The sequence below is a fragment of the Afifella sp. JA880 genome (assembly GCF_025379905.1).
Classification (GTDB): domain Bacteria; phylum Pseudomonadota; class Alphaproteobacteria; order Rhizobiales; family Afifellaceae; genus Afifella; species Afifella aestuarii.
In genome coordinates this window covers 921,595-937,338 of the sequence record NZ_JAOANH010000001.1, presented here as the reverse complement: position 1 = coordinate 937,338, position 15,744 = coordinate 921,595, and the positions used below count along the sequence as shown (strand labels likewise).

Below are 15,744 nucleotides of genomic sequence, written 5' to 3'. Positions count from 1 at the left end.
CGATGCAGATTCTGCCTTCGCCTTCCCGAACCTCTTACGACGTCATCATCATTGGCGCCGGGTTCTATGGGCTGGCGCTTGCCGCGCACCTTGGAAAAGCTGGCCGCAAAGTCCTCATCTGCGAAATTGCACAAGAAGCGATGGGACGCGCTTCGAAGGTCAACCAGGCGCGCGTGCATGCGGGTTTTCACTATCCTCGCAGTTTTGCCACGGCTCTGCGTTCGTGCCACAACTTCGAGCCTTTCGTTGACGAATTCCGCCCAGCCATCGTCTCCGACTTCCAGATGCTTTATGCGATCGCGCGGTATCGCACGCGTGTGAATGCGCGCCGCTTCCATGGCATGTTCGATGCGATGGGGGCTCCGTTGAGACCAGCATTGCCTGCTCATCGGGCGCTTTTCTCCAACGACCTCGTCGAGGATGTTTTTGCCTGTACCGAGTACGCTTTCGACTATTCGGTGCTGCGCGACATCCTCTTCTCCCGCCTCGGATCCTTTCCCGTCGATCTCGTTTTTCGCACTGAAGTGGCGGAGGTGGCTCCTGGAAAAGGTGAGGGCATCGTCGTGACGCTGGCCGATGGGCGGATCGTCGAGGCTGGGCAGGTCTTTAATATCACCTATTCGCAAATCAACGAGGTGCTGAGGGGGAGTGGCCTCAAGCCATTGCCGCTGAAGCACGAGCTGGTCGAAATCGCTATCATTGATCCGCCGGCGGAACTGGGCGGTGTTGCAGTGACCGTCATGGACGGTGCTTTCTTCTCCTCCATGCCGTTTCCTGCGGCAAACGCCTATTCGCTCACCCACGTCCGCTATACTCCGCATTTCGGTTGGACCGACGAGAACGCGGTAGAGAGCGCATATCAAACGGCCCGACGGCTGCCGCATGAGACGCGTTGGCGTCATATGGTCAATGACGCCCGGCGTTATCTGCCAGCCCTCGCCGAGGCGCGTTGGCGTATGTCTCTTTTCGACGTGAAGACAGTGCCGGTGAAGAACGAAGCCGACGATGGTCGTCCGATTCTCTTGCACGCACATTCGGAGATACCAGGGCTCTGGTCTGTTCTTGGTAGCAAGATTGACAACATCTACGATCTCTACGACGCGGTCGGGTGAAGAGGGGCAAGGAGTGTCTCAGATCCACAAGCGCCTCGCCCGATTGGTCTCGGCTTCGTTCCTGCGCTTCTTTGCGGCAAGCCTTGCTGGCCTCGTTTTCGACGTTGCCCTTGCGGCAACACTCAATCGGCTTGTTGGCCTTGCTTTGATCACTTCAGCGTCTGTCTCCCTGGTGACGGCAGCAGCCCTCATGTATCTGGTGCATGAGTTCTGGACTTTCCGCTCCAGTGAGAGGCGGTTTTCCTTGGCTCGCATGGCCGGGACCGTGATTTCGGCCCTCGTCGCGCTGGCGGTGCGATCCGGGACCCTTTATGCCACCTCTCGGTTTGTGGGGCTTGGCGAAAGCTGGGCTCTCTTCCAGCTGATCCTGGCGACCGGCGCCTCCTTCAGCGTCAATTATGTCATCGTGCGGCGGATCATAGGTGGCCGAACCGAACGCTCGGCCTTACGCCCCCAATCCCCTTGAAAGGAAGACCTATGCGCCGCGCGCTGATCGGCTACACTGGTTTTGTCGGCTCGAACCTGAAGGCGGCCGGCAGTTTTACGGACTTTTACAATTCCCGTAATTTTCGTGACATGGCCGGCGAGAGCTATGACGAAGTGGTGTGCGCTGGCGTCTCGGCCGTCAAATGGCTCGCCAACAAGGAGCCCGAGCGCGACTGGCAAGAGATTTCGGCTCTGCTCGATGTGCTTTCGCAGATCACAGCGCGGCGCTTCACCTTGATCTCTACTATCGACGTTTACCCTGATCCATCACGCTCCGATGACGAGAGGACGACGCCGTCAGCCGAGGATGGCCAGCCCTATGGCCGTCACCGGCTGAAGATCGAGCGCTTCGTGGAAGAGCGGTTCGATAGCGCCTTCGTGCTGCGGCTGCCGGCCCTCTTCGGCCCGGGGTTGAAGAAGAACGTCATCTTCGATCTTTTAACGGGAAATCAGACTGAGAAGATCAATCCGGCTACGGTCTTCCAATGGTACCCCGTTCATCGCCTTGCCGCGGATATTACGGCAGCGCAAAGCGCGGATTTAAAGCTCGTCAATCTCTTTCCGGAGCCCCTGGAAACGCGGCGTCTTCTTGAGCTTTTTCCGGTTGCACAGGTCGCTCCAGCGAATGAGCCGGCGCCCCGTTACGCTCTGCAGACGCGGTATGCTGAGCTCTTTGGCGGCATCGGACATTACATCATGACCGCCGAAGATGTGCTGAACGAGCTTTCGGACTTCGTTGCGGCTGCGCGTGCGAACCCCGAGCGTATGCTCGCAGGTAATCGGGGGCAGGCGCGATGAAGATGGAGCGGCGTTCGATTTCGAATATCGCCTGGCCGATCCAGGAGGACATCGCTGCTTTGGACCTTGCTGCCGAGCTCGGCTTCGACGGCGTCGAGCTTGCTCCCGCCAAGGCGCTGGGTCCTTTGGACGCCGTCGAGCTTGGCGACGTGCGCCGATACCGAGACGGTCTTGCTGCACGCGGCCTATCGATCCCGGCGCTTCAGGGCATCCTGTTCGGTGCTGAGGATGTTCATCTGTTTGCCGGCGATGAAGCGCGCCTCCGCCTTGCACAGCGGTTGGATTTGGTGGCGGAGCTCGCAGCGGAGTTGGGGGCGAAAGCCTGTGTCTTCGGCGCCCCGAAACTGCGTGACCCGGGTGATCTCGATGCCGGTGAAGCATGGGCGCGGGCAGTGGAGTTTTTTGCCGGTATCGCCCCACGCTTCGCCTCTCGCGGAACCAGCCTGTGTTTCGAGGCGAACCCGCCGATGTACGATTGCCGCTTCGTCGCGACGACGGAGGAGGCGATGCGGCTGGTGAAGGCAGTTGGGGAACCGGGATTCGCTCTTCAGCTCGATTTCGGGACGGTGTTCGCGAACGGTGAGACGGCTGAAACCGTGGAAAGCGCGGGGCGCATGGCTTGCCATTGCCATGTGAGCGAGCCCGGTCTAGCGCCGATTGGAGCAGGCGAAGCAAAGAGCGGCTCAGTGGACCATGGGATGACTGGCGCGGCGCTCGTCGCTTCTGGTTATGACGGCTGGATCTCGGTCGAGATGCGGGCGGTCGAGGACTGGCGCGGTGCGATGCGCCGAGCGGCAGCGATCATAGAAAATTACTATATATCGACCTCGAGGGGCCAAGACGGTGTCTCTACCTTCTGAGCGACTGATATCATTCTCATTGCCCAATCCGGCTAGTGTCTATCTTTTGCTAGCCGTTCCATATTTGATTTCGCTCGTTTTAATAATTCCTCCATTCCAGATACCCGACGAAGGTCATCATTATCTGCGCTCTGTTTCGATTTCAGAAGGAAGGCTGCTTCCGTCTAACGACGGGCAGGAAGGAACTGGAGGGGCTGTCGATGTATCCGCAGTAGAGTTTGTAAATAGTTTCAGTTATCTTTTTTTTAATCCTAATAAAAAAGTGACGCGCGACAAGCTCGATCAAGCCCGTATGTACGATTTTAAGGGCCCTTCGGCGTCTACCTGGTTCTCGGCGGCCACTCTCTATCCTCCCTATGCCTACGCGGCGCCTTCGGCCGTCCTCGCGGCCGCGAGAGCTGTCGGGCTTTCACAACTTGATGGTTTCCGTTTGGCTCGCCTTGCCAATGGTCTGTTGGTTCTCGTTGCGGCTTCCATCGCGATTGCCCTGACGCCGCGCGGTAAATGGTTCCTCGTCGCTCTCTGCCTGTTGCCTATGTTCATGGCGCAAGCTTCTGGGATTAGCAGCGACGGCGCAGTCTTCGCAATTTCCCTTGTAGTTGTAGCTATGCTTGCCCGAGCAGCCGCATCTTCTTTCTTACGGCCGGGGACCCTGATGGCGATGGCAGGATTGGTGGCTTTGGTTGCCGCCATTCGTATCCCGATGATCGCTCTCGCTCTCCCTCTAGGAGTCGTTGGATGGTGTCGGCTGCCGATGTCGGGATGGGGTCGCGGATGGACTACGGGGTTGGCCGTCGCTGTTGCCTTCCTGCCTCCACTTCTGTGGACCGCGGTCGCGGTCTCCGGACAAGTTGATCCGCGCTTGCTGAAGTCGGGAGCGGATGCGGGCGCGCAGGTCCAGTATGTGTTGGCAAATCTGGACCTACTGCCAAGTATAGCATGGAAAACGCTGGCAGCTCATGGAGCTGGTTATCTTTTTCAGTTCGTGGGTGTTCTTGGCTGGCTGGACACGCCAATTGACCCGCTTTTTGGTTTTTCGTTTTATGGCTTTTCTGCGTTCGTTCTGGTTGCTGTTTTGGTGATTGATATCTCGAGACGAACTCACGACGACACATTGTTTTCTGTAGCTATGGCCGGTGCGGCAATTCTGTCCTCGGCCCTGATCTTCGCATCCCTTTATGTCGGATGGACGCCGGTTGGCTACCCATTGGTTGAGGGCGTCCAAGGGCGTTATTTTTTGCCGATCGCGGCTGTTTTCGGGGTGGCCGTTGCGGGACAAAACTGGCCTCCGTCTGAGAAACGCGATGCGGTTGCAGCAGGACTGATCGCGTTGTTCTACACGCTATCGCTGCCATGGGTGATGTGGACTCTTGTAAACAGATATTATATTACGTAAAGTGATTATATTAAATTGAAATATCAGATAAATATAATGTCATTCGTTTTGATGCGGGTGATATTTGTCCTCTCCGGTTAGGTGGCGCGTTCGGCCCCGTGGCCACGGCAGTTTGTGTCGCCGAGACTGAGATCGCGGAATTTGGTTCGGCTCAAATAGGCCCATTTCGCCGCTGGGTCTGAAGGCCGTCACAAGATTTCGTCGACTGCGGGTCTCGTCCACAAGAAGGCATTCCCGCTAGGACATAGCATTCGTCGCCTCGCACGAGGATGTCCTTCAGCGCTGGTCAGCCCGCGGCGGGGGAGTTAAATTCCGGCCCCCGGATCTCGTCGTGTGAAGCCCGATGGAACGCGCAGACGCCCCTCCTCAAAGCGGCGCGAAAAGCCCCACATGCGTCGTCTGCGGCAAGAGCTTGCGGCAGGAGGGGGCGGTTCCGTGGGCGACGGTGCGCCCGGCCATCTCGGTCCTGATCGGAAGGGACCATCCGCAATGGTCGGAGGGGTCCTGGATCTGCCCCGAGGACCTCGAGACCTATCGAAGGCGTTCCCTGAGGGAGCTCCTGAGCGACGCCAATGGCGACCTCGGCCCCTTGGAGCAGGAGGTTCTCGACAGCCTTAGAACGGGCGACATCGTCACCGCCGCGCCGGATATCACCTTCGACGAGAAGGCCACCTTCGGCGACCGGATGGCCGACCGCGTGGCGGCCTTCGGCGGTTCATGGACCTTCATCCTCTCGTTTTCGCTCGTCTGCGGCCTTTGGATGATGCTCAATGTCACCGGCTGGCTCTTCAAGCCGTTCGATGCCTATCCCTTCATTCTTCTCAATCTGGTGCTGTCGACGCTGGCCGCGGTCCAGGCGCCGATCATCATGATGAGCCAGCGCCGCCAGGAGGCGCGAGACCGGATGCGGGCGCAGAACGATTATCAGGTCAACTTGAAAGCCGAGCTCGAGGTCCGGCAGCTCCATGAGAAGATCGATCACCAGCTCTCGCAACAATCTTCGCGGCTGGAGAGGCTTGAACGCCTGCAGGAGAAGCTTATCGATCGCATGACCTCGTGATGTCCGAGGCTGGCATTCCCCTTGCCTTTCCTCCGCGCGAAGCTTCAGCCGCCATGCCGCGCGGATCGGCAAGGCGGGCGTTTCTTCCGAATATGAGTCCTCCCTCCGGTTCCGGTAGACGCGGCAGAGGCAAATGAGAGATATAGCGAAAGCCACCATCTTGGATCGCGGGCAATACCCCGCTGGCACGTCCTGTGGGGTCGGAGGCTGATGGGGATGGAGGCTGCGGGATCTCGCCGGGTTGCGGCGCCTGACGGTGGCGACAGCTCTGACCCGCATGGCTTGGAGGGACAGAGAGAACCGCGCCGGCGTTGGCGTCGCTTTCTGGCACCCATCCTGCTTGTGGTGCTGCTCGCCTTCATGGCTCTCGCCGTCAGCCGTCTCGCCCAGGATGTGACGTATTCTGCAGTCGTCGAGGCTCTCTCCGAGGTGTCCTGGTGGCGGCTCGGTGCGGCGGGCGCCCTGACGGCACTGAGCTTCCTGGCGTTGAGCTTCTATGATGTCTCGGGGCTGGATTATGCCGGCAGACGTCTGCCTTATCCTCGCGTGGCCCTTGCGTCCTTCTGCGCCTATGCCGTCGGCAATACGGCGGGTTTCGGGCCGCTCTCCGGCGGCGCGGTGCGCTACCGCTTCTACACCCCGCTCGGCCTGAAGCCGGAGGAGATCGCGCGCGTCGTGGCGTTCATCACGGCGGGCTTCGGTCTTGGTCTCGTGGCAACGGCCGGTCTCGGCCTCATCTTCGCGGGCGGCCCCGTTGCTGCGGCTCTCCGGGTGCCGGTTTCAGTCCTTCATCTTGCGGGAGGCGGATTGCTGCTTCTCGCATTCTCGCCCGTCATCGTTTCCCTGCGGCGAGCGCCGACATTACAATTTGGTTCGCTGCGCGTGGTGCTGCCCCGCGCCGGCTTGATCCTGCGCCAGCTTGCCATAACGCTCCTCGATATCAGCGCATCCGCCGCCGTTCTGTGGGTGCTGCTTCCGCAAGATTCGATCGGCTTTGCAGGCTTCGTCCCGGTCTACGCCATCGCCGTCGCCCTCGGCGTGCTCAGCCACGTGCCGGCCGGCATCGGCGTCTTCGAGACGGTGATGATCGCCGCTCTCTCGGCCACCTTGCCCGTCGACCGGGTGCTCGCCGCCCTGGTTCTCTACCGCCTGATCTATTACGCGCTGCCTCTTGCCGCTGCGGCTCTGACGATCATCGGCCTGGAGGCGCGGCGGGCCGTCGCGGGCGCGACTTTGGCGGGCGCTGCCCAACTCATCCCGCCCGTTCTCGGCGCCCTCAGCTTTCTGTCGGGTGGCATGCTCGTTCTGTCCGGCCTGACGCCTGCCGCTCCGCAACGTCTCGGGCTTCTGAATGCCTTCGTTCCGCTCCCCATCATCGAAGGCGCGCATTTCCTCTCGAGCATTCTCGGCACCCTTTTGCTGATCACCGCTCGGGGGCTGGTTTTCCGGCTCGACGGTGCCTGGTGGGTGAGCGTGGTCGCGACTCTTCTCGCTTTGGCATTCGCGCCCCTGAAGGCTCTTGCCGTCGGCGAGACCGTCGTTCTGTCTCTGCTCCTCGTCGCTCTCCTCACGGCCCGAGCCGAGTTTTCGCGTCCGTCCTCGCTGATGCATGAGACCTTCAGTCTGCGCTGGCTGGTGGCCGTGGCAACGATCCTCGTTTCCTCCTTCGCCGTGATGATGTTCGCCTACAAGGAAGTGGCCTACACGCACGAGCTCTGGTGGCAGTTCGAAGTGACGGCAGATGCGCCGCGCAGCCTTCGCGCGCTCGTCGGCATCGTGCTCGCACTCGCGACACTTGCCGTATGGTCTCTCGTCAGGCCATGGCCCGGCATTCGCGAAAAGGCGACCGCCGAGCAGCTGGAACACGCCGTTGCGATCGCCGTGCAACAGGATCGCCCGGATGCCAATCTGGTGCGCATGGGCGACAAGAGCCTGATGTTTTCCGAAGACGGAGACGCCTTCATCATGTTCGCGCGCCAGGGACGCTCGTGGGTCGCGCTTTTCGACCCCGTCGGCGCGAGAGCGTCCTGGCCGGGCCTCGTCTGGAAGTTCGTCGAGACCGCGCGGCAGCATGGCGGGCGCGCCGTGTTCTACGAAGTCGGTCCGCGCGACCTGAGCCTTTACGCGGATGCGGGACTTGCGGCTTTCAAGCTCGGCGAGAGTGCAAAGGTGAAGCTTGCCGATTTCGATCTTCAAGGAGGGCGACGCTCGAACTTTCGCAATGCGTTGCGCAAGGGGGAGCGGGCGGGCTTTGAGTTCGAGGTCTATCCGCCTGAGCGCGTTCCGGAAATCCTCGGCGAACTCAAGGCGGTTTCAGACGTCTGGCTGTCGTATCACAACGTCCGTGAAAAGGCGTTTTCACTTGGGGCTTTCGATGAGGCCTATGTCGCCGCGCAACCGGTGGCATGCCTCCGGTATCAGGGGCGGATCATCGCGTTTGCGACGCTTCTCACCACGCAGGTGCGGTTTGAGGCATCGATCGATCTCATGCGCGTCGCACCGGATGCGCCCAACGGGACGATGGATTTCCTGTTCTTGAAGCTCATCCTTCTCTTCAAGGAGGAGGGATATGAATGGTTCGATCTCGGCATGGCACCGCTCTCCGGGTTTCGCTCAGGAAGCGCTGCGACGCTCTGGAACCGGGTCGGACGGGCGGTCTTCGAGCACGGTGAGCGGTTCTATCATTTCAAGGGGCTGCACGGCTTCAAGGACAAGTTCGACCCGCACTGGGAGCCGAGATACATGGCCGTGTCCGGCGGCATCAATCCTCTGATCGCACTGACCGACGTCACGGTCCTCATCGGCGGCGGTTTGCGCGGGGTGGTTTCCAAATGAAGCATCTGTTTTGCGCGGTTCTGGCCGTGCTCTGCGGGTCGGCGAGTTTTGACGCGTCGGCTGCCATCCTCGATTCCGGGCAACCGGCAATCGCCCGGATCCTCAATCGCGGGGCGCCCGTGAGCGGGATCGTCTTCCTCATCTCCGACCGCGACGGCTGGAGCGAAGCCGACGATGCGAGGGCTCTCTCGCTCGCCGATCATCGCGCGATCGTCGTCGGCGTTGATCTGCCGCATTATCTTGCGGCTCTCGAGGCGGAAGACGGCGACTGCGCCTATCTCGTTTCCGATATCGAGGCCTTGAGCCACACGCTGCAGAGACAGGCAGGCACATCGGACTATCACACGCCGATCATCGCCGGAGAGGGCGCCGGCGGCGGCCTGGCGGTCGCGATCGCGGCCCAGACGCCTGAGGCGACGGTGGGTCATACGCTCGCGCTCGATCCGACGCCCGGAATCTCTTTGAAAAAGCCGCTCTGCTCCGGCGCGCCGCGCGAGACCGTGGCCGGCGAGACCGTCTATGGCCTGTCTCCGGGGCCTCTGCCCGATCCGGTCGATGTCTATTTCTCCTCATCCGCAACGCAGGAGGCGAGAGCGCATATCGCGGACCTCGTCGCTGCGCATTTCGCAGTTTCGGTCACCGATGGAGAGGGGGCGGAGGTTGCGTTCGAAGAGAAGCTGGACGAGCTTCTTGATAGCGTGGCCGAGCCGCAGGAGGGTGCTCCCGACATGCCGATCGTCGAGCTTCCGGCCGCCCCCACCGTCGATGCGATGGCCATCGTCTATTCCGGCGATGGTGGCTGGCGGGATCTCGACAAAACGATCGCCGGCATCTTCCAGACGAAAGGGTTGCCGACAGTCGGGGTCGATTCTCTGCGCTATTTCTGGTCGGAGAAAACGCCCGAGGAGGTCGCGCATGACCTTGCGGGCCTGATCGACGCCTACACCGCGAAATGGGGGGTCGGCCACGTCGCGCTCGTCGGCTATTCCTTCGGAGCCGATATGATGCCGGAAGTCTACAACGCTCTCGATGCGCCGCACCAGGCCAAGGTCGCGCAGATATCGCTTCTCGGTGTCGCGCCGTCCGCAGATTTCGAAATCTCGGTTTCGGGATGGCTCGGCGTAGCCTCCTCCTCTGCGCATCCGACTTTGCCGCAGATCGAGCGGATCGACCCCGCAAAGCTTCAATGTGTCTATGGCGCCGATGACAGCCGCGCCACCGTCTGCCCGGCACTTGCGGATTCACACATCGACATCATCGAGACGACGGGCGGACACCATTTCGACGGCGACTACGATGCGCTCGCCGCGACAATTCTTTCTGGACTGAAGTCGCGGCTCAAGGACAAGTAGCCGACACGCCCCAGATCCCACGCCGAGGGCCTGGAAGATGCCGTTTTCTCCTCCCGCTCTGCCTCTCTGAGGCAAACAATCTCCGATGCGGATGAGGCGACGTTCTCCTATCCTCGGCACAGAATGGCCGAAATCCGATTGATGGCTTTGGCGCGCTCGTCACGTCGTGGCGGATATTTCGTCGATCGCGACCATCCCCAACATAGCGCAGAAACCCGGAAGCCTGGTCACGCGGAGCCAGAATGGTCCCGCGTGCCTCAGGAGTTCATCCGCGCGGCGACGCCATCGAGAATGATCTGGAGCCCGCGCTCGAACTCCTCCGCGGGGGAGGGGTGCTCGACCTCCTTCACGATCCGGGCGATGTTCGGAAAGCGGCCGGTGGCCAGCATGCGCTCAAGATAGGGATAGGTGGCAAGCTGCCATTCTTCCTTTGTCATGCCGCTCACCTGGACGGCATGGTGTTCGCTGGCCTCGTCCTGCAGGGCGCCCACGACATAGGCAGTGACGGTCTTCAACGTCTGGAGCGTGACGGCAATGTCCTCGAACCCAGGCTGGTCACTGAGCGCGGCGAGTGCCGCCTCGCTATAGGTCATGGCATTCGGGCCCTGGAGCGGACGTCCGCTTAGAAGCTCGGTCAGCCAGGCGTGCCGGTGGACGGCTTCGCGCGTGCGCTGCGCCATCGTTCGCAGGCAATCCTGCCAGGCTCCCTGGAACGGACCTTCCGCGATCATCTCGCCGTAGGCGGCGTCCAGCATCAGATCGAGCAGCTCCTCTTTGGTGTCGATATACCCGTAAAGCCGCATCGGACTGGAACCGAGCAGCGCTGCAACCTTGCGCAGCGAGACGGCAGCAAGGCCTTCCGCATCCGCCAGTGTGATCGCCGCGCGTACGATACGATCCCGGCTGAGCGGGGCCGGTGCCGGCCGCTTCTTGGGTTCCGGCCTCTCCCAAACCAAAAATGGATCCGGGGCGCCTGATTCTTTCTGGTTACTCATGGCATCTCGTTGTCGCGCATCGAGACCGCATTGACTACACCAAATCGGTGATATACAGCGTATTGATATTAAACACCGTATCGAGATTGCCGAGTAGGGACGTGAAAGGTCCTTAGAGGGTTCCAACCAGGTCGCGCCGCGTGGCCTCCCTCGTCGGTCAGGGTCGCGCGATGCTCGTCAATCTCGCCCTCGTCGCAGCCGCCGTCTTCGTCTGCCTCAGCCTCGTCGGGCTGATGCCGACAGCGGCCCCTGCCGAGCAGCGCTATCCTGCGGATGATCCGCGGAAGGAGGCTCCGATGAGCCAAAGACGATCTCTGTTCCTTGCGACGCTCTGCCTGGCGGGAGTGCCGTTCGCTCCCGCCAACGTCGCCGCCGAGGACGGTCCGGCGGTTTCGAAGCCGGTCCTGGCCGTCCAGGCGATCGAACCGCGGCAGGAGCGCTGGACCTCCACCATCGCCGCCAGCGGCTGGATTGCTGCCTGGGATGAGGCGTCGATTTCCACCGAGATCGGCGAGCTTCGGATCGAGCAAATTCTCGTCGACGTGGGTGATGTGGTGAAGAAGGGCCAAGTCCTCGCACGTCTGTCGCACGACGCCGTGGAAGCCGACCTGCGCCGCCAGGTTGCCGTCGTCGCAAGCGCCGAGGCGAACGTCGAAAAGGCGACGACCGACGCCGACCGCGCCCGGCGGCTGTCGGAGAACGCCAAGGGGACGATGTCGCAGAAGGACGTTGAAGATGCGCTGAGCGCCGAAAAGGTGGCCTCGGCTAATCTGAAAGCCCAGAAGGCGATCCTGGACGGTACAAGGCTCAAACTCCGGCAGACGACTATTCGCGCGATCGACGATGGCGTCGTCTCGCAAAAATCCGCCACGCTCGGCGCCGTGCCGACGGCCGGTACCGAACTCTTCCGCGTCATTCGCCAGAACCGGACCGAATGGCAGGCCGAGGTCGCAGCCAAGGATCTGAGGCACATCGTGAAGGGCCAGCAGGCGCAGATCTTCGATCAGAGACACGCGCTGTGTACGGGGTCGGTGAGAACCATGGCTCCGACGGCAGACCGCGCCACCGGACGCGTGATGATCTACGTCGACTTGCCGACGGGCTGCGATCTTTCCCCCGGCGCATTTGCCAGCGGCTCGATCGACATCGACAGTCAGGCGGTGACGACCCTGCCGTCGACGGCGGTGACCATGGAGGGCGGGGCCAGCTACGTCTATCGCCTCACCGGGAACATCGTCGAGCGGCGCCAGGTGACGATCGGCCGCCGCCGCGATGGCCGCGTCGAAGTGGTTTCGGGGCTCGATGAGCACGCGCGACTGGTCGAGAACGGCGGCGGCTTCCTGTTCGACGGTGCTCCCGTCACGGTGGTTGCCGAGAACGAGACGCGGAAATGAACATCTCCGCCTGGGCTGTCCGCAATCCCGTTCCCGTCGTCCTTCTCTTCGTCCTGCTCCTGATCGGCGGACTGTTCTCCTTCTCAAAGCTGGGCGTTCAGTCCTTCCCCGATCTCGACCTGCCCCTCATCCAGATCTCCGCCAATCTCGAAGGCGCCGCACCCGCGCAGCTCGAAACGGAGGTGGCGCGCAAAATCGAGGATAGCGTCGCATCTCTGAGCCGGCTCAATCACATCACGACGACGGTGAACGATGGCTCCGTCGGCATCACGGCCGAGTTCGAGATCGCCAAGGACCCCAACGAAGCCCTCAACGAGGTCCGCAATGCCGTCGACAGCGTGCGTGCGGATCTGCCATCGGAAATGAGCGCGCCCAGCGTCACCAAGCTGTCGATCCAGAACTCGGTGCTGATCACCTATGCCGTGACATCCGGAAAGCTGGACGAGGCCGAGCTATCCTGGTTCGTCGACAACGATATGACCGAGGCGCTGCGGTCGGTCGAGGGGGTCGGCGATGTCACGCGCGTCGGCGGCATCGATCGCGAGATCGTCGTCGAGGTCGATCCTGGCAAACTCGCCGCTCTCGAACTGTCAGTGGCGGACGTCGCGGGCCTTCTGCGCTCGGTCCAGCTCGACCAGTCCGGCGGCCGTGTCCAGACCACGTCCTCGCGCCAGTCGATCCGGGTTCTCGGCGCCGCCGACACGATCGACCGTCTGTCCTCGGTTTCCGTGCCCGCCGCCCGCGGAGCCTCGGTCCGGCTCGACCAGATCGCGACGATCTCGGATGCGCACGCCGACCGGACCTCGCTCGCCTATCTCAACGGCGAGCGCGTCATCGGGGTCCAGATCAAGAGATCGAACGGCTATTCGGATGTCGCCGTCGCCAATGGGATCCGCTCGGTGATCGCCGACTTCGCGGCCACCCACCCGGGAGTTTCGATCGTCGAGGCGTCCAACACGGTCCAAGCGACGAGCGATGACTACGAGGCCTCGATGCATATGCTCGCCGAGGGCATCCTGATCGCCATCGTCATCGTGTGGCTGTTCTTGAGGAGCTGGCGCGCGACCGTTGTCTCGGCCGCCGCGCTGCCGCTGGCCATGATCCCGACCTTCATGATCATGGAATGGTTCGGCTTCACGCTGAACGTCGTCTCGCTGCTTGCCCTGTCGCTGGTTGTGGGGATCCTGGTGGACGACGCGATCGTCGAGGTCGAGAACATCGAGCGCCATATCTCCTATGGCGGCACGCCGCGCGCGGCGACCATTGAGGCGACGCAGGAGATCGGCGTGGCCGTCATCGCCACGACCCTGACCCTGGTCGCCGTCTTCCTGCCGACGGCGTTCATGGGGGACATCCCTGGTCTCGTCTTCCGGCAGTTCGGCATCACGGCGGCGGCGGCGGTGCTCGCCTCGTTGCTGGCGGCGCGGCTTCTCACGCCGATGATGGCCGCGTCCCTTCTTAAGTCCCCTGGCACGACGAGTGCGCACGCGGATGGCTGGCTGATGCGCTCTTACATGGGTCTGGCCCGCTCGTGCCTGGCCTGGCGCAAGCTAACAATCCTGGCGGTCATCCTTTTCATCGCCGGGTCGCTGTCGCTGGTTCCGCTCCTGGAGACGGCCTTCGTGCCGCCGGCCGACATCGCCCAGACGACGGTGACCCTCAACGTCCAGCCGGGCAGCAGCCTGGAGGAGACGGATGCGGTCGTGCGACAGGCGGCGGCCGCCATCGCCAAGGTCGGACAGGTTCGGTCAGTCTTTGCCGTGGTGGGCGCCTCCGGCGGCAGCGGCGCCGGCCCCGAGCTCGCCATCACCGCGGACGTGACCGGAGCCGTGCTCACGGTCGACCTGACGCCGATCGACGACCGCGATCGGTCGCAGACGCAGATCGAGGACGACATCCGCGCCGCGCTGGACCGTCTGCCGGGCGCCCGGGTTCAGGTGGGCGCGGGCGGCGACGGCAGCACCCTCGGTATCGTGCTCGCCAGCAACGACGACGCGGCACTGCTCCAGGCGACGAAGGAACTGGAAGACCAGATGCGCGGTCTGCCCGGACTTGGCGCAGTCACCTCGACCGCTGCCCTTGAGGCGCCGGAGGTGCAGATCGTTCCCGACAGCGCCCATGCCAGCGCCGTTGGTGTCACGCCCGAGGCCGTCGCCGACGTCGTGCGCATCGCCACCTATGGCGACTACGCTTTCTCTCAGCCCAAGCTCAATCTGCCGGAACGTCAGCTTCCCATCCGGCTGAAACTCGACACCGATCCGGACAGCAATCTCGAGGACATTCGCCAGTTGCGCGTCGACGGCAATGGCGGAAGCGTGACGCTCGGGTCCGTCGCCGACGTCAGGCTCGGTACGGGTCCGACCAGCATCTCGCGCATCGACCGCGAGCGAAACGTCACGGTCAGCGTCGAGCTGAACGGCAGGAGCATCGGTGCCGTGATGGAGGAGGTTCAGGCGCTGCCGGCCATCCAATCCCTGCCGGCGGGCGTCAAGATGATCGATGAAGGCGAGGTTGAGCGCATGGATTCCATGTTCGCCGGCTTCCTGGTCGCGCTAGTGATCGGCCTGGTGTGCATCTATTCTGTGCTCGCGCTGCTCTTCCACGATTTCCTGCAGCCGTTCACGATCCTGATGGCGATCCCGCTATCGCTCGGCGGTGCGCTCCTGCCGCTTGTTCTGACTGGCACCAGCTTCTCGATGGCGACGGCCATCGGCCTTTTGATGCTGATCGGGATCGTCACCAAGAACTCGATCCTGATCGTCGAATACGCAGCGGCCGCCCAGCAGAAAGGCTGGCAGAGGGGCGAAGCCCTGCTCGACGCCTGTCACAAGCGGGCGCGCCCCGTGGTCATGACGACAATCGCGATGATCGGCGGCATGTGCCCGGTCGTGCTGGGTCTATCGGGGGGCGATCCGAGCTTTCGCCGGCCGATGGGGCTCGTCGTCATCGGCGGACTTCTCGTCTCGACCGCCCTCAGCCTGATCGTCATTCCGGTGATCTACTCCTTCGTCGACGATCTCTCCTCGTGGCTGCGTCGGCGCTTTGCCAATGCCGCGCCTCTATCTCATGAAGCCGTCGTCGCCGCCGCGGGTCGATAAACCATCGCGCCAACGGCGCGAGCATTGGCCGCTCTGAAGGTGTGCTCGGAGCCTGCAGAACGCCGGCCGTGGACGCATGGCGGAGACTGTTTCCCGGTCGTTTCGGGGAGGTCCGTTTCTTCATGCGACGATGGTCGGGGCGAGCTCGGCTCTCTGGGCCGATCTATCTGCAGGGCAGGGTCATCCATCCGTTGAGAAGGAACTCCGGCGCGTCGCTCTGCCTAGAAAGCTACTCTTGCCGTATCGCGGGCAAAAGCGGCGCACGCAAGCCCGACACCGCGTGCGCAATTTCGCGCCGCACAATGGAGAAGAGTCAACGTAAGGCCTGCAATCGACGACTTATTGCCGCAGATTTACA

The 15,744-nt window shown here is 62.4% G+C and carries 11 protein-coding genes; 10 read left to right on the top strand and 1 reads right to left on the bottom strand.

The window, feature by feature from the left end; genetic code table 11:
* Positions 1-2 precede the first annotated feature (2 nt).
* The 8 genes from NYQ83_RS04345 (at position 3) to NYQ83_RS04310 (ending at position 9,899) form a co-directional block, all read left to right on the top strand.
* Positions 3-1,112: an NAD(P)/FAD-dependent oxidoreductase gene (locus NYQ83_RS04345; RefSeq protein ID WP_261212787.1), complete on the top strand. Its 1,110-nt coding sequence runs from the start codon at positions 3-5 to the stop codon at positions 1,110-1,112.
* 13 nt (positions 1,113-1,125) lie between these two features.
* Positions 1,126-1,578: a GtrA family protein gene (locus NYQ83_RS04340; protein ID WP_261212785.1), complete on the top strand. Its 453-nt coding sequence runs from the start codon at positions 1,126-1,128 to the stop codon at positions 1,576-1,578.
* 11 nt (positions 1,579-1,589) lie between these two features.
* On the top strand, positions 1,590-2,396 hold the full coding sequence (locus NYQ83_RS04335; protein ID WP_261212783.1) for an NAD-dependent epimerase/dehydratase family protein: 807 nt from the start codon (positions 1,590-1,592) through the stop codon (positions 2,394-2,396).
* On the top strand, positions 2,393-3,256 hold the full coding sequence (locus tag NYQ83_RS04330; protein WP_314733285.1) for a sugar phosphate isomerase/epimerase family protein: 864 nt from the start codon (positions 2,393-2,395) through the stop codon (positions 3,254-3,256). The genes NYQ83_RS04335 and NYQ83_RS04330 overlap by 4 nt, the downstream gene beginning before the upstream one ends.
* Before the next feature lie 19 nt (positions 3,257-3,275).
* Entirely contained in the window at positions 3,276-4,652 is a 1,377-nt protein-coding gene (locus NYQ83_RS04325; protein ID WP_261212779.1) for a DUF2142 domain-containing protein, read from the top strand.
* Between the two features lie 343 nt (positions 4,653-4,995).
* Positions 4,996-5,712, top strand: coding sequence for a DUF1003 domain-containing protein (locus NYQ83_RS04320; RefSeq protein ID WP_261212777.1), 717 nt, complete (start codon positions 4,996-4,998; stop codon positions 5,710-5,712).
* Between the two features lie 216 nt (positions 5,713-5,928).
* A complete protein-coding gene (mprF, locus tag NYQ83_RS04315) occupies positions 5,929-8,547 on the top strand; it encodes a bifunctional lysylphosphatidylglycerol flippase/synthetase MprF (protein ID WP_261212775.1) in 2,619 nt (872 codons plus the stop codon).
* Complete coding sequence (locus NYQ83_RS04310; protein WP_261212773.1) at positions 8,544-9,899, top strand: virulence factor family protein; 1,356 nt, start codon at positions 8,544-8,546, stop codon at positions 9,897-9,899. The genes mprF and NYQ83_RS04310 overlap by 4 nt, the downstream gene beginning before the upstream one ends.
* 257 nt (positions 9,900-10,156) lie before the next feature.
* Here the strand turns inward: NYQ83_RS04310 and NYQ83_RS04305 are convergent, their stop codons facing one another.
* Entirely contained in the window at positions 10,157-10,894 is a 738-nt protein-coding gene (locus tag NYQ83_RS04305) for a TetR/AcrR family transcriptional regulator (RefSeq protein WP_261212771.1), read from the bottom strand.
* A gap of 140 nt (positions 10,895-11,034) precedes the next feature.
* On the opposite strand from NYQ83_RS04305, the gene NYQ83_RS04300 reads away from it, so the two are divergent.
* Together NYQ83_RS04300 and NYQ83_RS04295 are read left to right on the top strand one after the other, a co-directional pair.
* Positions 11,035-12,288 carry an efflux RND transporter periplasmic adaptor subunit gene (locus NYQ83_RS04300; protein WP_261212769.1) on the top strand — a complete coding sequence of 418 codons (1,254 nt, stop codon included), beginning with the start codon at positions 11,035-11,037 and terminating at the stop codon, positions 12,286-12,288.
* Positions 12,285-15,386, top strand: a complete 3,102-nt coding sequence (locus NYQ83_RS04295; RefSeq protein ID WP_261212768.1) for an efflux RND transporter permease subunit — start codon at positions 12,285-12,287, stop codon at positions 15,384-15,386. The genes NYQ83_RS04300 and NYQ83_RS04295 overlap by 4 nt, the downstream gene beginning before the upstream one ends.
* Positions 15,387-15,744 lie beyond the last annotated feature (358 nt).